This is a genomic window from Rhizobacter sp. AJA081-3, assembly GCF_017795745.1.
GTDB lineage: Bacteria > Pseudomonadota > Gammaproteobacteria > Burkholderiales > Burkholderiaceae_C > Piscinibacter.
The window spans coordinates 1,419,499-1,446,082 of record NZ_CP059067.1 but is presented as its reverse complement, the minus strand read 5'-3'; the positions used below and the strand labels follow the sequence as shown (position 1 = coordinate 1,446,082).

21 protein-coding genes are annotated in these 26,584 nt (G+C 68.9%); 10 read left to right on the top strand and 11 right to left on the bottom strand.

Translation table 11 applies throughout. The features are described from left to right. Positions 1-50: 50 nt before the first annotated feature. Genes dxs through xseB form a run of 3 tightly spaced genes read right to left on the bottom strand, consistent with a single transcriptional unit; the run spans position 51 to position 3,070 of the window. Positions 51-1,943, bottom strand: coding sequence for a 1-deoxy-D-xylulose-5-phosphate synthase (gene dxs, locus HZ992_RS06935; RefSeq protein WP_209385938.1), 1,893 nt, complete (start codon positions 1,941-1,943; stop codon positions 51-53). Positions 1,944-1,946: 3 nt separating this feature from the next. Continuing rightward, positions 1,947-2,834 carry a polyprenyl synthetase family protein gene (locus HZ992_RS06930; protein WP_209385937.1) on the bottom strand — a complete coding sequence of 296 codons (888 nt, stop codon included), beginning with the start codon at positions 2,832-2,834 and terminating at the stop codon, positions 1,947-1,949. Then, positions 2,831-3,070 carry an exodeoxyribonuclease VII small subunit gene (xseB, locus tag HZ992_RS06925; protein ID WP_209385936.1) on the bottom strand — a complete coding sequence of 80 codons (240 nt, stop codon included), beginning with the start codon at positions 3,068-3,070 and terminating at the stop codon, positions 2,831-2,833. The genes HZ992_RS06930 and xseB overlap by 4 nt, the downstream gene beginning before the upstream one ends. A gap of 226 nt (positions 3,071-3,296) precedes the next feature. Here xseB and HZ992_RS06920 point away from each other — a divergent pair, with 226 nt between their 5' ends. The 4 genes from HZ992_RS06920 (at position 3,297) to HZ992_RS06905 (ending at position 6,738) form a co-directional block, all read left to right on the top strand. Next, on the top strand, positions 3,297-4,415 hold the full coding sequence (locus tag HZ992_RS06920; RefSeq protein ID WP_209385935.1) for an aromatic ring-hydroxylating oxygenase subunit alpha: 1,119 nt from the start codon (positions 3,297-3,299) through the stop codon (positions 4,413-4,415). A 55-nt stretch (positions 4,416-4,470) separates the two neighbouring features. Beyond that, entirely contained in the window at positions 4,471-5,364 is an 894-nt protein-coding gene (locus tag HZ992_RS06915) for a DMT family transporter (protein ID WP_209385934.1), read from the top strand. A 2-nt stretch (positions 5,365-5,366) separates the two neighbouring features. Then, positions 5,367-6,218: a sulfurtransferase gene (locus HZ992_RS06910; protein WP_209385933.1), complete on the top strand. Its 852-nt coding sequence runs from the start codon at positions 5,367-5,369 to the stop codon at positions 6,216-6,218. 85 nt (positions 6,219-6,303) lie between these two features. Continuing rightward, entirely contained in the window at positions 6,304-6,738 is a 435-nt protein-coding gene (locus tag HZ992_RS06905; RefSeq protein ID WP_209385932.1) for a universal stress protein, read from the top strand. 7 nt (positions 6,739-6,745) lie between these two features. Here HZ992_RS06905 and HZ992_RS06900 read toward each other — a convergent pair whose 3' ends face one another. Beyond that, positions 6,746-7,609 (bottom strand): dienelactone hydrolase family protein, encoded by an 864-nt coding sequence (locus HZ992_RS06900; RefSeq protein ID WP_209385931.1) that lies wholly within the window; start codon positions 7,607-7,609, stop codon positions 6,746-6,748. Positions 7,610-7,709: 100 nt separating this feature from the next. Between HZ992_RS06900 and HZ992_RS06895 the strand changes: the two genes are divergently transcribed. Beyond that, a complete protein-coding gene (locus tag HZ992_RS06895) occupies positions 7,710-9,239 on the top strand; it encodes a Ppx/GppA phosphatase family protein (RefSeq protein WP_209385930.1) in 1,530 nt (509 codons plus the stop codon). A 17-nt stretch (positions 9,240-9,256) separates the two neighbouring features. On the opposite strand, the gene HZ992_RS06890 is transcribed toward HZ992_RS06895, so the two are convergent. Both HZ992_RS06890 and HZ992_RS06885 read right to left on the bottom strand, forming a co-directional pair. Next, positions 9,257-11,272: an Ig-like domain-containing domain gene (locus HZ992_RS06890; RefSeq protein WP_209385929.1), complete on the bottom strand. Its 2,016-nt coding sequence runs from the start codon at positions 11,270-11,272 to the stop codon at positions 9,257-9,259. A gap of 63 nt (positions 11,273-11,335) precedes the next feature. Next, positions 11,336-13,264 carry an acyl CoA:acetate/3-ketoacid CoA transferase gene (locus HZ992_RS06885; RefSeq protein ID WP_209385928.1) on the bottom strand — a complete coding sequence of 643 codons (1,929 nt, stop codon included), beginning with the start codon at positions 13,262-13,264 and terminating at the stop codon, positions 11,336-11,338. A 79-nt stretch (positions 13,265-13,343) separates the two neighbouring features. Between HZ992_RS06885 and HZ992_RS06880 the strand changes: the two genes are divergently transcribed. Next, complete coding sequence (locus HZ992_RS06880; RefSeq protein ID WP_209385927.1) at positions 13,344-13,748, top strand: hypothetical protein; 405 nt, start codon at positions 13,344-13,346, stop codon at positions 13,746-13,748. Here HZ992_RS06880 and HZ992_RS06875 read toward each other — a convergent pair. From HZ992_RS06875 to polA, 5 genes are all read right to left on the bottom strand, one after another. Then, positions 13,696-14,937 carry a cytochrome P450 gene (locus HZ992_RS06875; RefSeq protein ID WP_209385926.1) on the bottom strand — a complete coding sequence of 414 codons (1,242 nt, stop codon included), beginning with the start codon at positions 14,935-14,937 and terminating at the stop codon, positions 13,696-13,698. The two genes, HZ992_RS06880 and HZ992_RS06875, sit on opposite strands and share 53 nt — an antisense overlap. A gap of 82 nt (positions 14,938-15,019) precedes the next feature. Further along, positions 15,020-15,481, bottom strand: coding sequence for a SixA phosphatase family protein (locus tag HZ992_RS06870; protein ID WP_209385925.1), 462 nt, complete (start codon positions 15,479-15,481; stop codon positions 15,020-15,022). Positions 15,482-15,486: 5 nt separating this feature from the next. Continuing rightward, positions 15,487-17,583 carry a polyphosphate kinase 1 gene (gene ppk1, locus HZ992_RS06865; protein ID WP_209385924.1) on the bottom strand — a complete coding sequence of 699 codons (2,097 nt, stop codon included), beginning with the start codon at positions 17,581-17,583 and terminating at the stop codon, positions 15,487-15,489. Between the two features lie 65 nt (positions 17,584-17,648). Beyond that, the gene (locus tag HZ992_RS06860) at positions 17,649-20,837 is read right to left on the bottom strand and encodes a hypothetical protein (RefSeq protein WP_209385923.1); all 3,189 of its coding nucleotides are present in this window, start codon (positions 20,835-20,837) and stop codon (positions 17,649-17,651) included. A gap of 36 nt (positions 20,838-20,873) precedes the next feature. Further along, the gene (gene polA / locus HZ992_RS06855; RefSeq protein ID WP_209385922.1) at positions 20,874-23,624 is read right to left on the bottom strand and encodes a DNA polymerase I; all 2,751 of its coding nucleotides are present in this window, start codon (positions 23,622-23,624) and stop codon (positions 20,874-20,876) included. Positions 23,625-23,665: 41 nt separating this feature from the next. Here polA and HZ992_RS06850 point away from each other — a divergent pair, with 41 nt between their 5' ends. The 4 genes from HZ992_RS06850 to HZ992_RS06835 are packed head-to-tail and all read left to right on the top strand — an operon-like array spanning position 23,666 to position 26,579. Continuing rightward, entirely contained in the window at positions 23,666-23,980 is a 315-nt protein-coding gene (locus HZ992_RS06850; RefSeq protein ID WP_209385921.1) for a hypothetical protein, read from the top strand. A 7-nt stretch (positions 23,981-23,987) separates the two neighbouring features. After that, the gene (locus HZ992_RS06845; RefSeq protein ID WP_209385920.1) at positions 23,988-24,962 is read left to right on the top strand and encodes a homoserine kinase; all 975 of its coding nucleotides are present in this window, start codon (positions 23,988-23,990) and stop codon (positions 24,960-24,962) included. 16 nt (positions 24,963-24,978) lie between these two features. Then, positions 24,979-25,824 (top strand): BPSS1780 family membrane protein, encoded by an 846-nt coding sequence (locus tag HZ992_RS06840; RefSeq protein WP_209385919.1) that lies wholly within the window; start codon positions 24,979-24,981, stop codon positions 25,822-25,824. Further along, positions 25,821-26,579: an SDR family oxidoreductase gene (locus tag HZ992_RS06835; RefSeq protein ID WP_209385918.1), complete on the top strand. Its 759-nt coding sequence runs from the start codon at positions 25,821-25,823 to the stop codon at positions 26,577-26,579. The genes HZ992_RS06840 and HZ992_RS06835 overlap by 4 nt, the downstream gene beginning before the upstream one ends. The last annotated feature ends 5 nt before the right edge of the window (positions 26,580-26,584 follow it).

The window sequence follows — 26,584 nt, the reverse complement described above, 5'->3', positions numbered from 1 at the left end:
CGGGGCCTTGAAGCCCCCGTTCAAGCCGTTTCAATGGCCTCGGGTGCAAGTCAATGGTTCACCGCGCGCACCAGGGCCGGCTTGGCCCCGAAACGCTTGAGGATGGACTGCTCGATGCCCGCGGCGTCCAGCCCGCACAGGGCCATCAGCTTGGCCGGGTCGCCGTGCTCGACGAAGACGTCGGGCAGGCCCAGCGTCAGCACCGGTGTGCTCAGCCCGGCGGCGGCCAGCGCCTCGAGCACCGCACTGCCGGCGCCTCCCATCGTGCAGCCTTCCTCGACGGTGACGATGGCCTCGTGGCTGCGCGCCAGATCCGCCACCAGCGCAGCGTCCAGCGGCTTGGCAAAGCGCATGTTGGCCACAGTGGCATCGAGCTTTTCAGCCGCGGCCAGTGCCGGATGCAACAGTGTGCCGAAGGCGAGGATCGCGATGCGCGAACCCTGCCGGCGCAGTTCGCCCTTGCCGAAGGGGATAGCCGTCATCTCCTTGACGATCTCGACTCCGGCGCCGCTGCCGCGCGGGTAGCGCACGGCGCAGGGGTGGTTCTGCTGGAAGGCGGTGTACAGCGCCTGGCGGCATTCGTTTTCGTCGGAGGGCGTGAGCACGCTCATGTTCGGGACGCAGCGCAGGTAGGCGATGTCGTAGGCGCCTGCATGCGTGGGGCCGTCGGCGCCGACGATGCCGGCGCGGTCGAGCGCGAACACCACCGGCAGGTTCTGCAGCGCCACGTCATGGATGAGCTGGTCGTAGGCACGCTGCAGGAAGGTCGAGTAGATCGCCACCACCGGCTTGAGGCCCTCGCAGGCGATGCCCGCGGCGAAGGTCACCGCATGCTGCTCGGCGATGCCGACGTCGAAGTAGCGATCCGGGAAGCGCTTGTGGAACTCCACCATGCCCGAGCCTTCGCGCATGGCCGGCGTGATGCCCACCAGGCGCTTGTCGGCTTCGGCCATGTCGCACAGCCACTGCCCGAAGACCTGCGTGAAGCTCGGCTTGCTCGGCACGGACTTCGGGAAGCCCTCGGCCGGGTCGAACTTGCCCGAGGCCGCGTGGTACTTGACCGGGTCGGCCTCGGCGAGCTTGTAGCCGTAGCCCTTCTTGGTGACCACGTGCAGGAACTGCGCGCCGGGCTTGTCGCACAGGTTCTCGAGCGTGGGAATCAGCGCGTCGAGGTCATGGCCGTCGATCGGGCCGACGTAGTTGAAGCCGAACTCCTCGAAGATCGTGCCGGGCACGACCATGCCCTTGGCATGCTCCTCGAACCGCCGCGCCAGCTCGAACAGCGGCGGCGCGTTCTTCAGCACCGTCTTGGCGCCTTCGCGCGCGGCGGTGTAGAACTTGCCGCTCATCAGCCGCGCGAGGTACTTGTTCAGCGCGCCCACCGGCGGGCTGATCGACATGTCGTTGTCGTTGAGCACCACCAGCAGGTTGGACACATGCCCCATGTGCGGCATGCCGGCGTTGTTCAGCGCCTCGAAGGCCATGCCGGCCGTCATGGCGCCGTCGCCGATGATGGCCACCGCGTGGCGCTTCTCGCCCTTCTGGGTGGCGGCGATCGCCATGCCCAGGGCGGCGGAGATCGAGGTCGAGGAATGCGCCGTGCCGAAGGTGTCGTACTCGCTCTCGTCGCGGCGCGGGAACCCGGAGATGCCGCCGAGCTGGCGCAGCGTGCTCATGCGCTCGCGCCGGCCGGTCAGCACCTTGTGCGGGTAGGTCTGGTGGCCCACATCCCACACCAGCCGGTCGTTCGGCGTGTCGAACACATGATGCAGCGCGATCGTCAGCTCCACCGTGCCGAGGTTGGACGACAGGTGCCCGCCGGTCTGCGAGATGCTCGTGAGAACGTAGTCGCGCAGCTCCGTGGCGAGCTGCTTGAGCTCCAGGCGCGACAGCTTGCGCACGTCGGCCGGGCTGTTGATGGATGGAAGCAGCAGATACTTCATGGCTCAGTTGTCCCTCTCGACCACCTTGTCGGCCAGCAGCGACAGGGCCGTGGTGTCGGCCAGCCCGCTGCGCCCGAGCGCCGCCTGGGCCGTTTCGCGCAGTTCGAGCGCATGGGCCCTCGCGCGCTCCAGGCCGAGCACGCTGACGTAGGTCGGTTTGTTGTTGTCCAGGTCCTTGCCGGCGGTCTTGCCCAGCGTCTCGGATGCCTGGGTGACGTCGAGGATGTCGTCGACCACCTGGAAAGCCAGGCCGAGCGCATCGCCGTAGACGGACAGCGCGTCCCACCCTGCGGAGCCGATCGGCCCGCAGGCGGCGCCCATCAGCACGCTGCCCTGCAGCAGCGCACCGGTCTTGCGGTGGTGCATGTCGCGCAGCGACTGTTCGTCCAGCGGCTTGCCGATGCTGGCCAGGTCGATCGCCTGGCCGCCGGCCATGCCCGCATGGCCGGCGGCGCGCGCCAGCAAGGCGCACAAGCGGGCCTGCAAGGCAGGCGCGACACCCCGCTCGGGCGTCAGCACCTCGAAGGCCAGCGCCTGCATCGCATCCCCGGCGAGCATGGCCTGCGCCTCTCCGAAGCGAACGTGCACGGTGGGCTTGCCCCGGCGCAGCACGTCGTTGTCCATGCACGGCATGTCGTCGTGCACCAGCGAGTAGGCGTGGATCAGCTCGACGGCGCAGGCCGCACGCAGCGCAGCCTCGCGTTCACCGTCCACGGCCTGCGCGGCCGCCAGCACCAGCAGGGGCCGCAGGCGCTTGCCGCCGTCGAGCACGCCGTAGCGCATCGTCTGGCCGAGGCCGGCCGGCGCATCGGCCGGCACCCAGGCGTCCAGCGCCGACTCGACGGCGTCGAGTTCGGCCGCGGCCCAGGCATCGAACTGGCTCTGCTTCATCCGGCGATCCAGGGCTTGAGTTGCCCTTCCTCGAGCACCTTCACCTGGGTCTCGACCGCCTCGAGGCGGCTGCGGCAGTAGGCCAGCAACTCGGCGCCGCGACGGTAGCTGTCGATCATCTGGTCCAGCGGCAGCTGCCCGCCTTCCATTCCGGCCACGAGGCGCTCCAGCTCGAGCAACGCGTCTTCGTAGCTGGCCGGCTCGTTGGCGGGGGACTTGGGGGTGCTTTTTGCCATGCGCAATCTCTGGGCTCGATTGTAGTCAGCCCCACTTCGCCGGCGCCCAGCGATGTTGCGCCAATGCCCCCGCCGACGAAGAGGCGACTCCCCACTGCGACTTTGCCCCCGCGCAGGACCCCCCGGGTACAATCCGCGGCCCGTCAGGCAAGACGGGATCCTTGTGACCCACGCCCGGTCTTCCGGGGTGGCGGTTTGACATTGGTTTTTGGAGATCCTGGGGATCATGTCCGACCTGAGCGTCCCTATCGAGGCGCTGCAGCGCGCCCGCTCGCAACTCTCCGTCAGCACCTATTTCGACGCCGGCCTGCACCGTCGCGAGATGGAGCTGATCTTCGAGTCCGGGCCGCGCTATCTCGGGCACGAACTGTCGGTGCCCGAGGTGGGCGACTTCCATGCCCTGCCGCAGGAACACGAAGGCCGTGCCCTGGTGCACACCGCCCAGGGCGTGGAGCTGATCTCCAACGTCTGCCGCCACCGCCAGGCACTGATGCTGCGCGGGCGCGGCCACACCGGCAGCAACATCGTGTGCCCGCTGCACCGCTGGACCTACGACACCCACGGCCAGTTGCTGGGCGCGCCGCACTTCGCCGACGACCCGTGCCTGAACCTGCGCAACTACCCGGTGCAGAACTGGAACGGGTTGCTGTTCGAAGGCGGCGGGCGAGACGTCAACGCCGACCTGGCCCGACTGGGCCCGAAGGCCGACATGGACTTCTCCGGCTATGTGTTCGACAGCGTGCACCTTCACGAGTGCGACTACAACTGGAAGACCTTCATTGAGGTCTACCTCGAGGACTACCACGTCGCGCCCTTCCACCCCGGCCTGGGCGGCTTCGTCAGCTGCGAGGACCTGCGCTGGGAGTTCGGCGCCCAGCATTCGGTGCAGACCGTGGGCGCCAACAACGCGCTGGCCAAGGCCGGCTCGGCCACCTACCGCAAGTGGCACGACGCGGTGCTCGCCTACCGCAACGGCGTGCCGCCCAAGCACGGCGCCATCTGGCTGACCTACTACCCGAACGTGATGGTCGAGTGGTATCCGCATGTGCTGGTGGTCTCCACGCTGTTCCCCAAGGGGCCGAACAAGACGCTCAACATGGTCGAGTTCTTCTACCCGGAGGAGATCGCCGCCTTCGAGCGCGAGTTCGTCGAGGCCGAGCAGGCCGCCTATTGGGAAACCTGCGCCGAGGACGACGAGATCGGTCTGCGCATGGACGCCGGCCGCCGCGCGCTGATGGAGCGTGGCGACGACGAGGTCGGCCCCTACCAGAGCCCGATGGAAGACGGCATGCAGCAGTTCCATGAGTGGTACCGCCGGATGATGGGCCCGGCCCTCGAAGGCTGAACCGCGTCGAAGCCGGCGGGCCGGGCGCCGGCCGGGTGCAGACGACAATCGCCGCATGTCGGCTCCCTGGATGATGGTGCTCGCGTCGCTGCTGTTCGCGACCATGGGCGTGTGCGTCAAGCTCGCCTCGGCGCATTACGCCACCGGCGAGATCGTGTTCTACCGCGGCCTGACCGGCGTGTTGCTGATGTGGGCCTTCTCGGGCTGGCAGGGCGGCACGCTGCGCACCACGCTGGCCTCGATGCACTTCTGGCGCAGCCTGTCGGGCGTGACGGCACTGTGCCTGTGGTTCTATGCCATCGGCAACCTGCCGCTGGCCACCGCGATGACGCTCAACTACATGTCGTCGGTGTGGATGGCACTGTTCCTCGTCGGCGGCGCCATCATGCTGGGCAGCCAGCGCGTCGACGGGCGGCTGATCGCGACCATCCTGCTCGGCTTCGCCGGGGTCGGCCTGATCCTGCGGCCCACCATCGAGCAGGACCAGCTCTGGCACGGCCTGATCGGCCTGCTGTCGGGCATGATCTCCGCCACCGCCTACCTGCAGGTCACCGCGCTGGGGCGCGCCGGCGAGCCGGAGTACCGCATCGTCTTCTACTTCTCCTGCGGCGGCATTGCGGCCGGTGCGCTGACCACGCTGTGGACCGGCATCTCGCCGCACCGCACGCTCGAAGGCCCCGCGCTGCTGCTGGCCGTCGGCCTGCTTGCCACCGTGGCGCAGATGCTGATGACACGCGCCTACGGCACCGGCCGCACGCTGGTCAATGCCAGCCTGCAGTACCTGGGCATCGCCTTCGCATTCGTCTACGGCGTGCTGCTGTTCGACGAGCGCATCACCTGGATGTCGCTGGCCGGCATGGTGCTGATCGTCGCGGCGGGCCTGGGCGCCTCGCTGTTGCGCAGCCGGGCCGCACCGGCCGACGCCACCCAATCCACTTTCGAGGGCTGAACATGAACCGAACCTGGACCACCCTGATCGGCGCCGCCGAACTGCGCGCCATGCTGGCCGACGGCGCCACGCCGGTGATCGCCGACTGCAGTTTCGACCTCATGGACACCGAGGCCGGTGAACGCGCCTGGCGCGAAGGCCACATCGCCGGCTCGCACTACCTGCACCTGGACCGCGATCTGTCGGGCCCCAAGACCGGCCGCAACGGGCGCCACCCACTGCCCGAGCGCAGCGTGTTCTCGGCCACGCTCGGCCGGCTCGGCGTCTCCCCGGCCACGCAGGTGATCGTGGTGGACCGCCAGGGCGGCACCTACGCCGCACGGTTGTGGTGGATGCTGCGCTGGATGGGCCACGAGGCGGTGGCCGTGCTCGATGGCGGCCTGCAAGCCTGGACAGCCGCCGGCGGCAATGTCGACAGCAGTGAACCGCCGCCACGCACTGCCGCGCCCTACCCCGACCGCCAGCCGCTGGCCGCCGTCACGAGTGCCGAGGCACTGGCGGCGCAACTCGGCCGCGTGAAGCTGGTCGACGCACGTGCGGGCGAACGTTTCCGAGGCGAAGTGGAGCCGCTGGACAAGGCGGCCGGCCACATCCCCGGCGCGCTGAACCGCTTCTTCAAGGACAACCTCGCCGCCGACGGACGCTTCAAGCCGGCCGGCACGCTGCGCGGCGAGTACCTCGCGCTGCTCGGCGGCGATGCCGCAGCCCGCACGGTGCACCAGTGCGGCTCCGGCGTGACGGCCTGCCACAACCTGCTGGCCATGGAGCATGCCGGCCTGGCGGGCTCGCGCCTGTACCCGGGCTCGTGGAGCGAGTGGTCGTCCGACCCGTCGCGGCCCATCGCCCGCGGTTGACCCGCGTCAAGGCTGGGCCTACCCTGTCGATCGACACTGCCTTCACTCAGGCGCCACGTGGCGCCGTCATTCGAAGGAGATCCACATGTTCAAGCGCATCCTCGTCCCGAGCGACGGTTCCGACATCACCAGCAAGGCCGTCGACACGGCCATCGCCCTGGCCAAGTCCGTGGGCGCACAGCTCTACACGATCAGCGTGAAGGAGCCCTTCCCCTACAGCGCGATCTCGGAGATGCAGCCCACGCCGCCGCAGGAGTTCTTCGACGCGCAGGAGCGCATCGCCGCCAAGCGCGTGGCCGCCGTCGTCGATGCCGCCAAGGCCGCCGGCATCGCCTGCCAGGGCCACACGGTCGAGGCGCTGCACCCCTGGGAAGCGATCATCGACCACGCCAAGCGCACCGAATGCGACCTGCTCGTGATGGCCTCGCACGGCCGCCGCGGCGTGACTGCGCTGCTGCTGGGCAGCGAGACGCAGAAGGTGCTGACGCACTCGACGGTGCCGGTACTGGTCGTCCGCTGACGGTCGGTCAGGCCACGCCGTTCGCCTTCAACCAGGCAACGGCGCGTTTCCAGCCATCGTCGGCCTGCTCCTTGCGGTAGCTCGGCCGGTAGTCGGCGTGGAAGGCATGCGGCGTGTCCGGGTAGATCACCAGCTCGGACTTCGTGTTGCCCGCCGCCTTGATCGCCGCCATCATCTTCTCGACCGTGTCGTTGGGGATGCCGGGGTCGGCGCCGCCATACAGCGCCAGCACGGCGGCCTTCACGTTCGCGGCTACGTCGAGCGCCGACTTGTCACCCGGGAAATAGCTGCGCGCCACCGGCCCGTACCAGGGCACCGCGGCCTTCACGGCGGGGTTGTGTGCCGCGTACATCCAGGTCGTGCGTCCGCCCCAGCAAAAGCCGGTGATGCCCAGCTTCGAGGTGTCGCCTCCGTTCGTCTTGGCCCAGGCCACCGCCGCGTCGAGGTCACCCATGACCTGCTTGTCGGGCACCTTGGCGATCACCTCGCTGACCAGCTTGGCGATCTCGCCGTACGACTGCGCGTCGCCCTGGCGCACGAACAGTTCCGGCGCGATCGCCAGGTAGCCCAGCTTGGCGAAGCGCCGCGCCACGTCGGCGATGTGCTCGTGCACGCCGAAGATCTCCGACACCACCAGCACCACCGGCAAGCCGGTCTTGCCGGCCGGCTGTGCACGGTAGGCCGGCATCTTGAAGTCGCCCACCGGAATCATGACCTCGCCGACGGTCAGGCCCTCGCTGTCGGTCTTGATGGTCTGCGCAGTGACCGGCAGCACGGCGGTGGCGAAGCCGCTGCCCACGGCCGTCTTGACGAAGCCACGGCGCGAGAACTCGCGCGACGGCACCAGACTGTCGATCTCCTGCTGAAGCATGACGAACCTCCGCTGTGTTGTGGGGAGCGGCGATTCTAGGAAGAGCGGCTTGGCGCTGCACGACCCCGGTGGCAACAGGGTTTGACCGCACAATCGCCGCATGACCGCGACCGCGAACGGAACCCCGGACTTCGACACGCGATGGCCAGGCCAACTGGCCGCCATCGACATGGGCTCGAACAGCTTCCGGCTCGAGATCGGCCAGTTGCACCAGGGCCGCTACCGGCGCGTCGACTACCTGAAGGAGACGGTGCGCCTGGGCGCCGGCCTCGACAGCAACGGCTTCCTCACCGAAGAGGCCGTGCTGCGCGGGCTGGCCTGCCTGGCGCGTTTCGCACAGCGACTGAAGGGCTACGCGCCGCAGCAGATCCGCGCGGTGGCCACGCAGACGCTGCGCGAGGCGCGCAACCGCGACGCCTTCCTGGCGCGTGCGCAGACGGTGCTGGGCCGGCCGATCGAGGTGATCTCGGGCCGCGAGGAAGCACGCCTGATCTACGCCGGCGTGGCGCGCCTGCAGCCGTCGAACGTGCCGAGGCTGGTCATCGACATCGGCGGGCGAAGCACCGAGATGATCCTCGGCCAGGGCCGCAAGGCGCTGCGTGCCGAGAGCTTCCAGGTCGGCAGCGTGAGCCTGTCGATGCGCTACTTCGGCGACGGCGGCATCACCGAGCAGGCATTCCGTGCCGCCCAGGTGGCCGCCGGCGCCGAGCTGGAAGAAGCGCTCGAGCCCTTCGCGCCCGTGCATTGGCACGAGGCCCTCGGTTCGTCGGGCACGGTGGGCGCCGTGTCGCAGCTGCTCGCCGCCAGCGGCATCAGTGATGGCCGCATCACCGCCGAGGGATTGCGCTGGCTGATCGAGCGCTGCCTGCACGCCGGACGCGTCGACCGGATCGACCTGCCCGGCCTGAAGGAAGACCGCCGTGCCGTGATCGCCGGCGGCCTGGCCATCCTGTACACGCTGGCCGCCAACTTCGGCATCGACGTGCTGCAGCCGGCACGCGGCGCGCTGCGCCAGGGCGTGATCTTCGATCTCGACGAGCGGCTGCACGCCACCGCGCTCGAGCAGGATGGGCACGACATCCGCGACGCCACGGTGCGCGAGCTGCAGCGCCGCTTCATGGTCGACACGCAGCAGGCGCAGCGCGTCTCGACGATCGCCGAACGGCTGTACGAGCAGGTGCAGCCGCGCGCCGGCCGCGAGGCGCGCCGCGAACTGCTGTGGGCCTGCGCGCTGCACGAGATGGGCATGATGGTGTCGCACCACGACCACCACCGCCACAGCGCCTACCTGCTGGCCCATGTCGATGCGCCGGGCTTCTCGCAGAGCCAGCAGCGCCGTGTGGCCGACCTGGTGCTCGGCCAGCGCGGCGGCCTGCGCAAGGTGGAGGCCAGCCTGGCGCAGGAGACCTTCGCCTGGCAGGTGCTGTGCCTGCGGCTGGCGATCATCAAGTGCCATGCGCGCGGCCAGGTTCGAGCCGACGTGCTGTCGCTGGCACGAAGCGGCACGCAGGCGAGCCTCGACTTCCCGGCCGAGTGGTCGGCCCTGCACCCGCGCACGCTCTTCCTGTTGCAGGAGGAGGCGCAGGCCTGGTCGCGCGGCGGCGTGCTGAAGCTGGCGCTGCGCGGTTGAGCCTCTGCTCCACCCCACTAGCGGCGAAGCGGCACCGACGAGTTGAAGCGGATGGAACCCGTGGTGATGGCGCCACCGCTGCACGATGTTTCGAAGTCGAGCGCGAGACGCAACAGGAAGCCTGTGCTGTCCTCCGCGTAGTCCAGAACCGCGAGCTGGCCTGACTGCGGCGTGCACAGCGCACCCGGCGAGATCCACAAACCGCTCGCTCCGCTGGCGCTGCCGGGTCCGAAGTCGATGTCCACGCCAGTCTGCCAGGTCAGGCCGGGCAACTGCGCGAGCAGGCGGCTCGTTCCCAAGACAACGTCGAGCGTATTGTTCACATCCAGGCGCCGAACGTAGGAGGTCGTTGCCCCTTCGTCGATGCTTGTCACGACGGACAGCACAGCGTTTGCGGGTCGAGAGGCGATGACCAAGACCTGCGAGAGATCGCCGAGCACCCTGAAGCTCAGCGTTTGTCGGTCGAGCTCGCCGGCTGAGTTCTCGACCTCCGCCTCTACCACGGCCGTACCGTTCACCGCGGCTGCCGCCTGAACCGTCACCGCGGCGCCGTTCGTGGCGGAGAAGCTCAAGGCGGGCCCCGAAAGCTGCCGCCAGCGCGTCACCACGACGCCGCTGCCGTCAGCCATCGATGCAGAGGCATCGAGGGGCAGAGCTTCTCCGGGTCCGAGCACCAGTCCCGGGGTTCCCACGAAGGCAACCGCCTGAATGGTCATCGCCACCGGCGCCGAGAATCGTGGCTTCAGCAGGCGAGCACCAAACTCATCGCTCAGGTCGCCGACAACACCACCATCGAAGACCAGGTCGTAACTGTCCCCGGGCTCGAGCTGTGCATTCGGAGTCACCGTCAGCACCGCACCCTCGATGCTCACCGTGGCGGGAATCTCCGCGGGCGCCCAGGGCTCGCCAGGACCAATGAACGACCGGCGGAAGACGGCGCTCGACACCGCACCCGAGGCCAGGGGGCGTGAGTAGGTCCACTCGAGCGGCGCGGGGTTGGGCCGCAGCACCGTCACGGAGGGCTCGGTGAACTGCTTGAACGGATTGTTGGCAGGCGGCCCGGCCACGTACCCGAGCCCGTTCTGCAGGGGCGGCAGCCACCCGGCGCCCGACCAGAGAAAAACCGCCTCACCGCCGTTGACGAACCCCACGGATGCGCCGGAGAGCAATACGTCGATCTGCATCGCGCCGATCGGCGAGGCACGCAAGCCCGCCGTGCTGCCGGGCGCGCCCGTGATCGCGAGTTCGCCAGCATCGGGATAGCACTCGAACCAGCTCCGCCAGGGAGTGGCGGTCGCCACGTCGATGCGGCCGCCCAGCGAATCGCTGGCAAGCCGGTACTGCATCGACGTGGTAGCGCGCGCCGTGTCACGCCTGACTTCGCGTCTTGCGTCAAGCCCGGTCACCAGATCGCGCAACACGGTCGAGCCCGACTGCCCATACAAGGCGAAGGGCTGACCCAGGCTGAGCACGCGCACGACCTTGGACAGCCTGTCTGCCGTGTACTCGATGCGCAGCCCGCCTTCGATGCGCACGTTGACCGCTCCGGGGAGCAGGCCGAAGTCGCCACCAAAGGCGAGTTCGCCCGCCCATTGCTGCGCCGCGCCCGGTGCTCTCAGTTCGATGGCCAGACTGCCGTAGAAGGCCTCGTCCAGCGGCCGCAGATAACAGGCGTCCAGCGTGACGTCGATGCGGTCTCCTGGGCTGGCGCGTGCGTTGCCATCCCTGTCCGTCAGCCGCAGGCGCTGCGTGCCTCCGGTGATGCAGGCCGTGGTCAGATCGGAGACATTCGCCAGCGCGAGTGCGTCGATCCAGTCGACCGCAACCTGACCCACGGCGAGCGCCAGACCGCCATAGTCCAGCGCAGCGCCGGCCACATCCACCACGTTGTTGGCGGAGAACGACAGCGGAGCCTCTCGGTCCGGCAGCGGAGCAGGTGCATCACCTCCGCCACCACCGCACGCGGCCACGACAAGACAGGACATGGCCACGGCGACGCGGCGCATGCCCCGACGCCAATCGAACTGGTGCATTGTGTTCTCCTCCCGCGGGCCATCATATCGGCCGAGGAGGGACCGGCGTGCGCTCGGAACCCCTCAGCCGCGGTGCTCCAGCCGCGCCTTCAGGAAACCGCTGGCCGCGTAGCGCGTCACCCGCGCGTAGTGTCGGTCGGCCAGGCGCTGCACCATCGCGCTGTAGGCATCCATGAGCTCGGGGCGGATGCTGAAGTGGTCGTAGTTGACGACCACGTCCACCCGCGCGCCGATCGGCGCCACGCGGCGCGACACCTCGGTCTCGATCTCGGCGATGTCCTGCACGCTGTCGACCGCCAGGCCCTCGAAGTTGATGAACAGCACCCGGCCGCGCTCGTCGAACTCGATGCGCTCGGCCAGCGGCAGCGTCAGCATGCGCTCGCGCAGGTTCATCGGCGCATCGTCGAACAGCGCGGCGTCCATCAGCCGCAGCTCCGGGCTGATGGCCGGCGTGAAGTCCATCTGCGACAGGATATGGCGCTCCAGGTCGATGCCCGGCGCGATCTCGATCAGCTCCAGCCCGCCCGCCTCGCCCAGGCGGAACACGCAGCGCTCGGTGACGTAGAGCACGCGCTGGCCGCGCGCACGGGCACGCTCGCCGCTGAAGGTGCGGTGCTCGACCTCGCGCACGAACTTCTTCTGCGTGCCTTCGCTGACGATGTGCACCTGCCCGCCTTCGATCCTCACCTGCAGGTCGCCCGCCGTGAAGGTGCCCACGAACACCACCTCGCGCGCCGACTGGCTGATGTTGATGAAGCCGCCGGCCCCGGCCAGGCGCGGGCCGAACTTGCTCACATTGAGGTTGCCTTGCGCATCGGCCTGGGCGAGGCCGAGCACCGCCACGTCGAGACCGCCGCCATCGTAGAAGTCGAACTGGTTGGGCTGGTCGATGATCGCCTGCGTGTTCACCGCCGCGCCGAAGTTCAGGCCGCTGGCCGGGATGCCGCCGATCACGCCGGGCTCGGCGGTGAGCGTGAGCAGGTCGATCACCTCCTCCTCCGCCGCCACGTCGGCCACGCCCTCGGGCATACCGATGCCCAGGTTGACGACGGCATTGCGGTGCAGTTCGAGCGCGGCGCGCCGCGCGATCAGCTTGCGCTCGCCCATGGCCATCGGCGCCAGCGTGTTCACCGGCACGCGGATCTCGCCGGCGAAGGCGGCGCTGTACTGCGTCACGAAAGTCTGCATGTGATGCTCGGGCTTCTCGGCCACCACCACGCAGTCGACGAGCACGCCGGGGATCTTCACCTGCCGAGGGTTGAGCGAGCCGCGCTCGGCCAGGCGCTCGACCTGCGCGATCACCACGCCGCCGCTGTTGTGCGCCGCCATCGCGATGGCCAGCGCTTCCAGCGTGAGCGCCTCGCGTTCCATGGTCAGGTTGCCGTCGGCGTCGGCGGTGGTGGCTCGGATGATGCCCACGTGGATCGGGAAGGCCTTGTAGAACAGCACCTCCTCGCCGTCGATCTCCATCAGCCGCACCAGCTCGTCGGTGGTCGCCGCGTTGATCTTGCCGCCGCCATGGCGCGGGTCGACGAAGGTGCCCAGGCCGATGCGGCTGAGCGTCCCCGGTTTGCCCGCCGCGATGTCGCGGAACAGGTGCGTGATCACGCCCTGCGGCAGGTTCCAGGCCTCGATCTGGCCGGCCACCGCGAGCGCCTGCAGCTTGGGCACCAGGCCCCAGTGGCCGCCGATCACGCGCTTGACGAGGCCGGCATGGCCGAAGTGGTTCAGCCCTCGCTCCTTGCCATCGCCCTGCCCCGCCGCATAGACCAGCGTCAGCGCACGCGGCGAGCCGCTGCCGGTCTCGGCCTCGGTGGCGAGGAAGCGCTCCTCCAGCGCCACCGCGATGCCCTCGGCGAAACCGATGCCGACGAAGCCGCCCGTGGCCACGGTGTCGCCGTCGTGGATCAGCCGCACGGCTTCGGCGGCCGTGACGATCTTGTTCGGGCGGGCCGGGTTCGAGGCGCCGGTCTTGGCCGGGTTGAGGTGCATGGCGTGTCTCCTGTCGCGGTGCCAGCCCAGTCTACGGTCCGCGTGAACGTGTAGGCTTCGGCCGGATCAATCCCGCCGCATGATTCCCGACACGTCACCCCTGCTGGTCGACAGCATCACCGAGGCCATCGGCTCCGGCGCCGGGCGCTGCGTGGTCAGCGGCTCGCACGGCGGAATCAGCGCCGGCCGCTTCGCGCTGGAGGCCGCGGTGCGTCTGGCGGTGTTCAACGATGCCGGCGTCGGGCGCGATCGCGCCGGCATCGCCGGGCTCGATCTGCTGCAGGCACATGGCATCGCGGCCTGCACGGTGTCTCACGAAAGCGCCCGCATCGGCGAGGCGTCGTCGACCTTCGAGGACGGTGTGATCTCGCATGCCAATGCCGCCGCGCTGGCCCTGGGCGCGGTGCCGGGCCGCCGCTTGCGCGAGTGGCTCACCCAGCAGCCTGAATGGCCAGATTCAACGACTCCAGGCCTCGCAAGTTGATCAGCGGCCGCCAGCGCGGCATGGCATCGGCCAATGCCAAGCGCGGATAGCGCGCCAGCAGGCGGGTGAACGCGATCTCGCCCTCCAGCCGCGCCAGCGGCGCGCCAAGGCAGAAGTGGATGCCGGCGCCGAAGGCCAGGTGAGGATTGGCCTGCCGGCCGATGTCGAAGCGCTCGGGATCCTCGAACACCACCGGATCGCGATTGGCCGGGCCGAGCATGTAGAACAGCACCTCCCCTGGCGGAATGAGCAGCTCGCCCACGGCGAACGGCTCGACGGTGACGCGCGAGACCATGTTCACCGAACCCTCGTAGCGCAAGGCTTCCTCCACCGCCCCGCCGGCCAGCGACGGATCGGCACGCAGGCGCAGCAGCTGCTGCGGATGGCGCAGCAGCGTCAACATGCCATTGCCGATCAGGTTGGTCGTGGTCTCGTGTCCGGCCACGAACAGCAGGATCAGGTTGCCCAGCAGTTCGTCCTCGCTGAGCGAGCCCTCGCCCTCCTGCGCCGAGACCAGCAGGCCGAACAGGTCGTCTCGCGGCGGCCCGGCCCGGCGCGCGGCGATGTGGCCACGCAGGTACTCGACCATCTCATCGGCGGCGCGTGCACCTGCCAGACGCTGCTCGCGCCGCACCACCGGCTCGACGATGAGTGCCAGCGCGTCCGACCACAGCTTCGTCTTCGCGAAGTCCTGCGCCGGCAGGCCCAGCACGTCGCAGATCACGCGCACCGGCAGCTGCTGGGCGAAGCCCGACATGAGGTCGAACGTGCCGTCGCGGGGCAGCGCGTCCAGCAGTTCGTCGGCGACCGCAACGATGCGCTCGCGCAGCGCGGCGATCACCGGCGGCTTGAAGGCGCCGTTGACCAGCCGACGCAGCCGCGTGTGCTTGGGCGGATCGTTGAAGAGCATCCACTGCTCGGCCATGCGCTCCAGCATGGAGTCGGCAACGAAGGGGCGCAATTGCCGGTACACCGGCGAGCGCCACGGCTCGCGGCTCAGGCGCGTGCTGCGCAGCCCGCTGCTCACGTCGGTGTGATGGCACAGCAGCCAGATGCCGACCACGTCGCGCGACACCCGACCAGCTTCGCGCACGCTGCGCATGAGCGGATGCGGGTCATCGCGGAAGGCGGGCGAGCGCATGTCGATGGCCGCAGGAGGCACTGGCGGCGTGGCGGGCAAGTCCGGCATGGTCGAGCTCCTCGAGAGCCGGCGCAGTGTCGAGCCACTGCGGTGTGTCCGCAAGCCCGGGCTCACCCGGGGCCGGTTGCGGCTACAGCAGATCGGCGGCCATCACCGCCTGAAGCACCACTTGCGCCGTGCCCTCGCGGTCGCGGCTGCGCAGCCACCACACCGCGCCCTTGCGGATCGGCCAGGGTTGCGCCACGCCGGCCAGCAGCTGCGCGGCCAGCAGGCCGAGCGTCGGCTGGTGGCCGACGATCAGCACCGGCTCGGAGCCTTCGGGCCAGCGCGCCGCCTTCAACAGCGCCTCGGGGCTCGCCTCGGGCGCCAGCGCCTCAAGCGTCTTGTAGCTGCGATCGAGCGCCTTGGCCGTCTGCTGGCAGCGCCGCGCCGGGCTGACGATCACGCGGGTCGAATGCGCCAGCCGGTGGTTGAGCCACTCGGCCATGCGCTTGGCCTGACGTTCCCCCTTGGTCGTGAGGGCCCGGTCAAGGTCGGGCAGTCCCTCGCGCTCGAGCACGGCCTCCGCGTGGCGCCAGAGGATGAGATCCATCGCCCTCAGCTCCCGTACCGCGCGAGCAGCGCCTGCTGCGCACTGGGCCCGTCGCTGCCGTCGCGCTCGTAGCGGCCATCCGGCAGCAATCGCCAGGCATCCTGGTGGTCGTGCAGGTAGGGCACCAGGCATTCGTCGATGACACGCTGGCGAAGCGCCGGCTCGCGCAAGGGCCAGGCCACCTCGATGCGGCGGAACATGTTGCGCCCCATCCAGTCGGCGCTGGACAGGTACAGCGCCTCGTCGGCCTCGGCTTCGCCCCAGCGGAAATAGAACACCCGGCTGTGCTCGAGGAAGCGCCCGACCACCGAGCGCACGCGGATCCGCTCGGTCACGCCGGGCACCCCGGGCGGCAGCATGCAGGCGCCGCGTACGATCAGGTCGATCGAGGCGCCGGCCTGCGCGCAGCGCATCAGCTTCTCGATGAGCGCGGTGTCGGTCAGCGCGTTGACCTTGACGACGATGCGCGCCGGGCGGCCGGCACGCGCCGACTCGGCCACGCGCTCGATGAGCTGGCTCATGCGCCGGTGCAGCGTGAAGGGCGCCTGCAGCAGCGCGCGCAGCGGGCGCATCTTGCCCAGGCTGGCGAGCTGCTGGAATACGGCGTCGGCATCCGCGGTCAGCTCGGCATCGGCCGTCAGGTAGCCGACGTCGGTGTACAGGCGCGCGGTCTTCGGGTTGTAGTTGCCGGTCGACAGGTGCGCGTAGCGGCGCATCGCCCCGCCTTCGCGGCGCGTCACCAGCAGCAGCTTGGCGTGCGTCTTCAAGCCGACGATGCCGTAGACCACCTGCGCGCCCACCGCTTCGAGGCGGTCGGCCCAGTTGATGTTGGCCTCCTCGTCGAAGCGTGCCTTCAGCTCGACGACCACCATCACCTCCTTGCCGCGGCGCGCCGCCTCGATCAGCGCCTCCATCAGCGGCGACTCGCTGCCGGTTCGGTAGATGGTCTGCTTGATCGCCAGCACTTCGGGGTCGTCGACCGCCTCGCGCAGGAACTGCACTACCGGCTCGAAGGACTCGAAGGGGTGGTGCAGCAGCACGTCGCCCTGGCGCAGACGCTCGAAGATCGAACGCTCGCGCGGCAACCGCCCCACCGGCCAGGCCGGCTCGTGCGCCGGGAAGCGCAGCGCCGACGCGTCAGCCTGGTCGATCAGCTGGTTCAGGCGTACCAGATTGACCGGCCCGTTGACCTTGTACAGCGCCGGCTCGGGCAGCCCGAACTGCTGCAGCAGGAACTCCGACAGTTCGTCGGGGCAGGAGTTGACCACTTCGAGACGGATCGCCTGGCCGAAGTGGCGCGTGGTCAATCCGGTGCGCAGCGCCTGACGCAGGTTCTGCACGTCGTCTTCGTCGACCTCGAGATCGGAGTCGCGCGTGACGCGGAACTGCGAGAAGGCCTCGACTTCGCGGCCCGGGAACAATTCGCCCAGGTGCGCGCGGATCACGCTGGTCAGCAGCACGAAGGCCTGCTGCCCCGGCGCCAGCTCGTCGGGCAGCCGGATCACCCGCGGCAGCACGCGCGGCACCTTGACGATGGCGATGCCGTTGGCGCGCCCGAAGGCATCGCGGCCGCCCAGGCGCACGATGAAGTTCAGCGACTTGTTGGCCACCTGCGGGAAGGGGTGCGACGGGTCCAGCCCCACCGGCACGAGCAGCGGCCGCACCTGGCCCTGGAAGAAGCGATCGACCCAGGCTCGCTGCGCGGCATTGCGGTCGGCGTGATTGAGGATGACGATGCCCTGCTCGCGCAGCAGCGGCATCAGCTCGTCGTTGAAGACGGCGTACTGGTCGTCGATGATGCGATGCGCCTCGGCGGCCACCGCCTGCAGGTCGCGCTGCGAGGCGCCGAGCTGCCCGGTGCGCGCCGCCTCCAGGAAGTCGGAGAAGCGCACCTCGAAGAACTCGTCCATGTTCGACGAAACGATGCACACGTAGCGCAGCCGCTCGAGCAACGGCACGTCGGTCCGGCTGGCCTGCGCGAGCACGCGGCGGTTGAACGCCAGCATGGCGCGCTCGCGGTTGAGCAGCGGCGGCAGCGGCGGCGCGCCGGCCGGCAGCGCGCTGTCGGGTTCTTCGTGAGGCAAGGGAGCCCGATCGTTCATCCGGGCAGTCTATGAAGCTTTTAAGTCAGTGGCGTGACAGGGCTCAGTGAATCAGGCTTCGCGGGCTACCAGAGAAAGCGGCGGCACTGCGCATCATCCAACCCGCTCACCCGTGCCTCTCCGAGAAAGAATGATTGGCGGTCGAGGAATCGCGCCCGACAAGCCGCGGCCCGGCGCCGCTCAGGTTCCTTCTCGTAGAGTGCCTCGACGGCAAAGGGCCAACCGAAGTAGGGTTGCACCCGCTGGTAGGCGCGCGCCATGCGCAGCACCTCCTGACGGTACTCCTCACGTCCCGTCTTTCTGTGCATGAGAATGCCAGCCAGAGCCCACTGATAGGGTGCAGGTACCGTGCTGGACTGGAGCATGGACGAGCCCAGTCCGATCTGGGACAACTCGAAACGAGCAGCGCGCAAGTACTTGAGCGATTCGTCGACTTCCGCTTCCTGGGCAAGCAGCATCGACTTCGACAGAAGACCATAGAAGTCGGAGTCCAGGTTGAGCGCCCGCACGGCGTCCAGCAGCGTCTCCCGGCCGTTGGTGGCCTGCCATGCCACCCAGGTGAAGCCGGGCATGAGAAACCGATTCTGCTGGCCGTTTTCGTCCATCACCACGTCCAGAACGGCCTTGCGGGCCTCTTCCGCCGAGGTACCGGTCAGGGCAGAACGCAGCAGCAGTGCAGAAGCCGCCAGCCGTGGCTGCGTGCCCGTGTACACGCTGGCACCGCGCTGCTTGAGGCGAGCCAACTGCGCCTCGGTGGGAACGCGATCAATCACGGAAAGCAGATGCTGATAGAGACGATCGGCGTCGGCATGGTCGACTTGCGATTTCTCCAGCCGATTCTGGACGATCCAGGCGTCGACCTGCTTGATGTCGGCCCCCTCGATGCGGTGCCCCACCATGGCACCATGCCACAGATTGACGGTATCGCTAGCAGCAATGCGCGGCAGCAGCGTCTGCCAGGCCGACGCAGGCTCTCGACGCATGAACATCAGCGCCGCTACGTCCCGCCGCGCGGCTTCGGTGTCGTATCGCTGAAGTCGACGCTGCGAGGCCTCGAGCATTTGCGTCCACTGTCCGGCAATCTGCGGCAGTCGACTGCGCGCCAGCAGGTCGGAGTCGCTGCCGGTGCCGATCTGAATCACCTTCTCGTAGAACACGCCTGCGGCCTCGAGTTCGCCGGAGAAGAAGAAGGCATGTGCAGGAGTCGCCCAAGCATGAGACTCGCCGATGCGCTCGTCGCGCCGCTTGTCGTCGGGCCGGGCACTGATCATCATCACGGCGTCGGCCACGGATCCACCACGCTTGATCCGATACAAGGCCAGTCGCAGCCGTGCGTCCAGATCCAGAGGAGACGCCGCCACGCGATCGGCCAGAGCAGCTTCGTTCGATTCGCCGCGGTTGGACAACGACTGACCGAAGGGATGATTCGGAACCCGTGCGATCGGGGCGGAACCGAGCGCCCCCTTGGACGCGGCCGGCATCGGCGTTCGCTTCATGGTGGCCTGCATCTTCGCGAACTGCACCTGACCACGGTCCGGCGCGAGAAAGAAGGCCCGTTCGCCGGCCACCCTTCGTTCACTGCGCAGCCCGTTGTCCACGAATCGATCGAACTTCATCACAGACATCAGACGCAGCTCGTCATCGGCGAATACACGAACCTGATCGTCGTTGACGATGTTCATGTTGCTCGAGACCGGGCGCTCCGAGATGGACCAGCGCCGCGCCCAGGTGTCCCCGCGCTGAAGATTGACGTGATTCGACAGGATCCTTTGCGACGACCGCCGCGTCGCGGCGAGTGCGTCATCGAAGCCAGGGCTGGATGTCGGGCGCTGCGATTGCCGGATCACTTGCCGATCGACGAACGGGTGTGCCGCCAGATCGGCCGGAAGGCTCGCGATCAGCGCATCTGTGGCTTGGCGCCGACCCAGGCTCTGCGACAGTCGGAACAGGTCGCGGTAGGGGCCTGCGATGCGCCACTCCTGGTAGGCCAGGCGCTCGATCGGCGTTGCAGAACGTGCCGGCGCTGTCGAGCGCCCTGGTGTGGCACGGCATCGTTCGCGCGGCATCGCGCCTGGCAGCACGAGCTCGATTTCGCACAGGTCGATCTCGCCGAAAGCATCCAGCAACTCGCCACGGTAGCCCACCAGCACCGAGGCGAAGGCGGGTATGTCGCGCACGATGGCGCCAACTCTGCGCGCCCGTTCTTCGCGGGTCGACTGCACCGGGGCCTGATCGACGCGGTCCAGTCTCGCCAGTGCCATGAGCTTGCCGACGACGGGGTCGCTGGCCGAAGCGGCTGATGGCGCGGGCAGCGACGCCGGAAAGCCGAGTTGCTGCATCGCCAGCGCGCGGATCGACTGCGCCAGTTCGTCGCCCGCTGGACTGCGCGTCGCCGAGGCGTGGGCGCGAGCCAGCCACGCCAGCCTCGCGGGCGTCGACAACGGCGTCGGTGGCCATTCGGTCCCGAAGTCGGGTAGCAGCATGCCGACGACAAGTGCCTCGCAAGCCTGCTGGCGCGGCGATCGGGGCGCTGTCCCGACCCCCAACTGCCAGTGTGCGGCCTCGCAAGCACCGGCCGTTTCGCGCGCGCCCGGCGCCGTTCCGGCAAGACCTGCCGAAGCCAGCATTCGTGCCAAGGCACCACCGGCTTCCAGTAAGGCCGCCTCGGGGGATTCGGGCAGCACGAGGGACTCTTGCACGACACGCTTGCCTTGCCGATCGCTAACAACCAGGGAGAGGAAGAACTTGTCGATGCCATCATGTCCCGCGTGCAGCATCACAAGGCGCTGCTCCGGGTATTCGTTTTGCAGGTTGGCCAGGTGCACTTCGTCGAAGCGCCGAACGAACGGCCCGTGAGCATCCACCGCATCCGTCTGGCGCGTCGCCGACAGGCCCTTCTCCTGCAATTGCATGTCCAACTCGGCCCCGAGGAGGGCAAGGAATGGAGCGCCGAATCCGAACGCCTCGGTCTGCACGGGCAAGACGACCAGCGACGGACCGCGCGGAGGGCGGCGAGGCAGCGCGGCACGCTCCGTCGGCAGGTGCTCGGTCAATCTGGCGGCCTGACCGAAATAGTCCGGATACGGGCGCGTGGCGGGTGCGGTCTCGTGTGCCAGCAAGGGCGCATAGCCATTCATCATCGCCTCGAGCTGCGCCGGATCGGTCGGGAAGCCCTGAGCCTTCGGCTGTGCCGTCACGGGCAATGCGCAACAGCAGGCGATCGCAAGTGCCGCCACGCCGACGTGATGCCTCATATCTTTCTCTCCCTCAAGCGCTTCGGAAGTCCACGTTCAATGCGCCTGATCCCAGTTCGGCCCCACCCCCACCTCGGCGAGCAGCGGCACCCTGAACTGCGCCACCGCGGCCATCACGCGCGGCACCGCCTCGCGGGCCCAGGCGATCTCTGCCTCGGGCACCTCGAACACCAGTTCGTCGTGCACCTGCATGATCATCCGGGTGGCGCGCTTCTCGTGGTCGATCAGGTCCTGCACGGCCACCATGGCCAGCTTGATCAGGTCGGCCGCCGTGCCCTGCATCGGCGCGTTGATCGCCTGCCGCTCGGCGCCGCTCTTGCGCGGGCCGTTGCCCCCGTTGATCTCGGGCAGGTAGATGCGCCGGCCGAACAGCGTCTCGACGTAGCCTTTGGCCTTGGCGGAGGCCTTGGTCTCGTCCATGTAGCGTTTCACGCCGGCAAAACGCTGGAAGTAGCGCTCGATGTAGGTGCTGGCCGCGCTGCGTTCGATGCCCAGGCTCTGCGCCAGACCGAAGGCGCCCATGCCATAGATGAGGCCGAAGTTGATCGTCTTCGCATAGCGGCGCTGTTCGCTGGTCACGGCCGCCGGTTCGATGCCGAACACCTCGCTGGCGGTGGCGCGGTGCACGTCCATGCCTTCGGCAAAGGCCTTCAGCAAGCCCGGGTCCTCGCTGATGTGCGCCATGATGCGCAGCTCGATCTGCGAGTAGTCGGCACTCAGGATCGAACATCCCGGCGGCGCGATGAAGGCCTCTCGCACGCGACGGCCTTCGGGCGTGCGGATCGGGATGTTCTGCAGGTTCGGGTCGTTGCTGGCCAGCCGCCCCGTCACCGCCACCGCCTGCGCGTAGTGGGTGTGCACCCGGCCGGTGGCGGGGTTGACCATCAGCGGCAGCTTGTCGGTGTAGGTGCCCTTGAGCTTGGCGAGGCTGCGATGCTCCAGCAGCTTGGCCGGCAGCGGGTAGTCGGCAGCGAGTTCGGCCAGCACCTCTTCATCGGTGGAGGGCGCGCCGCTGGCGGTCTTCTTCTTCACCGGCAGGCCGAGCTTGCCGAACAGGATCTCGCCGATCTGCTTGGGGCTGCCCAGGTTGAAGGGCTGGCCGGCGAGCTCGTGCGCCTCTCGCTCCAGCGCCATCAGCCGTTCGGCCAGTTCGTGGCTCTGCCGCGCCAGCACGGCCGAGTCGATCAGCACGCCGTGGCGCTCGATGCGGCCGAGCACCACCACGCTGGGCATCTCGATCTTCTCGTAGACGAACAGCGGCCCGGCCTGCTCGCGAAGCTGCGGCCAGAGCACTTCGTGCACATGCAGCGTCATGTCGCTGTCCTCGCACGAGTACTCGGCGGCACGCTGCACCTCGACCTGCGCGAACGGGATCTGGTGCACGCCCTTGCCGCAGACGTCTTCATAGCTCAGGCCGCTGCGGCCGAGGTGGCGCGAGGAGAGGCTCTCCAGGCCGTGCGGCTTGTGCGCCTCGAACACATAGCTCTCGAGCAGGGTGTCGTGCGCATAGCCGCGCACGGCGATGCCGGCGTTGGCGAACACATGGGTGTCGTACTTGATGTTCTGGCCGAGCTTGAGCGCCTTCGGATCTTCGAGCCAGGGCTTCAGCGCGGCGAGCACCTCGGCCATCGGCAGCTGGTCCGGCGCGTCGGCATAACTGTGCGCCAGCGGGATGTAGGCCGCCTCGCCGACCTTCACCGACAGCGAGATGCCGACGATGCGCGCCGTCATGCCGTCCAGTGAATCGGTCTCGGTGTCGATCGCGGTCAGAGGCGCCTCGCGGATGCGCTCCAGCCAGCGTTTCAGCGCCTCGTGCGTGAGTACCGTCTCGTAGTGTTTGTCGATGCTCGCGGCCGCCGCCGGCGCAGCGGCCGGTGGGTGCTCGCCCTCGGCTCCGGCGGCGGCCGACGAACCCAGCGCGGCCTCGAGGTCCTTCTTCCAGGTCTTGAAGCCGAAGCGGCCATAGAAGTCGAGCAGCCCTTCGCGGTTCACCGGTTGCAGCGCCAGCGCGTCGAGCGAGGGGAAGCCGGGCACCTGGGCGGCCAGGTCGCAGTCGGTCACCACCGTGACGAGCCGTTTCCCGGTCGGCAGCCAGTCGAGCGCCTTGCGCAGGTTCTCGCCGGCGACGCCCTTGATCGTCTCGGCGGCGGCGATCACGCCATCGAGCGAGCCGTGTTCGGCGATCCACTTGGCAGCCGTCTTCGGGCCGACCTTCTCGACGCCGGGCACGTTGTCGACCGTGTCGCCCATCAGGGTCAGGTAGTCGACGATGCGCTCCGGCGGCACGCCGAACTTGGCCAGCACGCCGGGCACGTCGAGCCGCTCGTTGCTCATCGTGTTGATCAGCGTGACGTGCTCGCCCACCAGTTGCGCCAGGTCCTTGTCGCCGGTGGAGATGATCACCTCGTGGCCGCTGGCCGCAGCCAGGCGCGCCAGCGTGCCGATGGCGTCGTCGGCCTCGATCCCCGGGGGCACCAGCACCGGCCAGCCGAGCAGCTTCACCACCTCGTGGATCGGCTCGATCTGCTTGACCAGGTCTTCGGGCATCGGCGCGCGCTGCGCCTTGTACTCGGGGTACCACTCGTTGCGGAAGGTGTCGCCCTTGGCGTCGAACACGCAGGCGGCGTGCTCGGGCTGCACGTCCTGCAGCGCGCGCTTGAGCATGGCCACCATGCCGTGGATGGCGCCGGTCGGGAAGCCGTCGGGGCTGCGCAGGTCGGGCAGCGCGTGGTAGGCGCGATACAGGTAGCTCGAGCCATCCACCAGCAGCAGGGTCTTCGTCGTCATGGCGGGATTGTGGAGCAAGCCCGGCGCCTAGAATGAGCCCCATGAACACCCCGCACGTCCTCGCTGCCGCCTGGCTGCTGGCCCTGGCCGGCCCCGCGGTCGCCCAGGAAGCCAAGGCGCCGGCAGCGGCCACGGCCGAGCCCAGGGTCGAGCGGCTGGTGCACGAAGACGAAGGCAGCCGCATCGAGGAACTGCGCGTGCGCGGCACCACGCAGCGCATCGTCGTCACGCCCAAGGTCGGCACGAAGCAGAGTTACGAGATCCTGGTCGGCGACGGCTCGCGCGACCTGTCCGAAGGCGTCAACACCACGCGAGGCGCGGCGGGCAAGCGGGTCTGGCACGTGCTGAGCTTCTGACGCGGCGATGGCGGTCTACACCGAGGTCTCGTTCGACGAGGCGGCCGCGCTGATCGCACGCCTGTCCATCGGCGAGCTGAAGTCGCTGCAGCCGATCTCCAGCGGCATCGAGAACACCAACTACTTCGCCGACACGGCGCATGGGCGCTACGTGCTCACGCTGTTCGAGCGGCTCACGCACGAGCAGCTGCCCTTCTACCTGCAGCTGATGAAGCACCTGTCCGAGCGCGGCATCCCGGTGCCGCGGCCCTACGGCGACGCACGCGGCGAGATCCTGCACACGCTCAAGGGCAAGCCGGCGGCCGTGGTCGACCGGCTGCGCGGGCGGCACCACCTGGCGCCGGACGCGCCGCACTGCGCGATGGTCGGCGACATGCTCGCGCGCATGCACCTGGCGGCGCACGACTTCCCGATGGTGCAACCCAACCTGCGCGGCCTGGCCTGGTGGGCCGAGACCGCCCCGGTGGTGCGCCCCTTCGTCACGTCGGAGCAGGCCAAGCTGCTCGACACCGAGCTCGCCTTCCAGCGCCAGCTCGCCGATTCGGCAGCGCACCGTGGCTTGCCCGAGGCGGCGATCCATGCCGACCTGTTCCGCGACAACGTGATGTTCGAGGCGGGCGACGATGGCCGCGATCAGCTCACCGGCTTCTTCGACTTCTACTTCGCCGGCGTCGACAAGTTGCTGTTCGATGTCGGCGTGTGCCTGAACGACTGGTGCATCGACCTGGCCAGCGGACGCCTCGACGAGGAGCGTGCGCAGGCCTTCGTGGCCGCCTACGACGCGGTGCGGCCGCTGGCCAGCTCCGAACTCCGCCTGCTGCCGGCGATGATGCGCGCTGCGGCCCTGCGCTTCTGGATCTCGCGGCTGTGGGACTTCTTCCTGCCACGCGACGCCCATTTGCTGACCCCGCACGACCCCGGTCACTTCGAGCGCGTGCTGCGTGCGCGCGTCGAGGCGCCCTGGCACTTCACCCGCCTTTGAGACCGCCACCGACCCCATGAGACTGCAGTACGTCAGTGCCGCCACCGGAGCCGCCTGGGTCCGGCGCGGCTTCCAGTCCTTCGCCCGGCAGCCGCTGGCCTTCAGTGGCATGTTCGCGGCCTTCCTGTTCTTCGTCTTCGTGCTGACGCTGCTGCCGGTGATCGGGCCACTGCTGCTGCTCGCGCTGCTGCCGCTGGGCTCGCTGGGCTTCATGATCGCGACGAGACAATCGCTGGGCGGCCAGCTGCCGCTGCCGAGCGCGTTCATCGAACCGCTGCGCCATGGCGCACCGCGCCTGCGCGCGATGCTGATGCTCGGCGTGGTCTACGCCGTCGCCAGCGTGGCCATCATCGCGCTGAGCGAGTGGGCCGACGGCGGCGCGCTCGAAGCGCTGATGGATGTGGTGGCCGACGGCAAGGCCACACCCGAAGAGGTGGCGCAGCGGCTGGCCGATGGCCGGCTGCAGCTCGGGGTGGCGATGCGCCTGGGCCTGGCGGGGCTGCTCTCGGTGCCCTTCTGGCATGCGCCGGCGCTGGTGCACTGGGGCGCCCAGGGCGTGGCGCAGTCGCTCTTCTCGAGCACGGTCGCGATGTGGCGCAACAAGGGCGCCTTCGTCGTCTTCTCGCTGGCCTGGCTGGGCGTGGTGCTGTCGCTCGGCGTGGCGGCCAACCTGATCGCTGCGCTGCTCGGCCAGGCCCAGCTAGTCACGCTGCTGGCCATGCCGGCCTCGCTGCTGCTGTCCACCGTGTTCTACACCTCGCTGTACTTCACGTTTGCCGACTGCTTCGTCGACGGTGACGACGCCGTGCCCCCGCTTCCCCCCACCGATGCGGCGCCGCAGCCGCCCGAAAGCACACCATGAGTTCCACCCCTCGCGTTGCCCTCGTCACCGGTGCCGGCAGCGGCATCGGCCGCGCCTGTGCCCTGGCCCTGCTGGAGGCCGGCTACCACGTGGTGCTCGCTGGCCGCCGCGCCGATGCGCTGCAACAGACCGTCGCCGCTGCGCCTAGCGGTGCCGAGCGCCTGCTCGCCGTGCCCACCGACGTGGGCGATCCGGCCTCGGTGAAGGCACTCTTCGCGACGACGCGCGAGCGCTTCGGCCGCCTCGACGTGCTGTTCAACAACGCCGGCACCGGCGCCCCGCCGATCCCGATGGAAGACCTCAGCTTCGAGCAGTGGAAGACCGTGCTCGACGTGAATCTGACCGGCCCCTTCCTGTGTACGCAGGAGGCGATTCGCCTGATGAAGAGCCAGACGCCGCAGGGCGGGCGCATCATCAACAACGGTTCGATCTCGGCCTATGCGCCGCGGCCCTTCTCGGCGCCCTACACGGCCACCAAGCACGCCATCAGCGGCCTGACGCGCAGCACCGCGCTCGACGGACGGCGCCACAACATCGCCTGCGGCCAGATCGACATCGGCAACGCCGCCACCGACATGACCGAGCGCATGGCCAACGGCGTGATCCAGGCCAACGGCGAAACCAAGGTCGAGCCGCGCATGAACGTCAAGCACGTGGCCGACGCGGTGGTGCACATGGCCAGCCTGCCGCTGGATGCCAACGTGCTGTTCATGACGGTGATGGCGACCAACATGCCCTTCGTCGGGCGCGGCTGAACAAC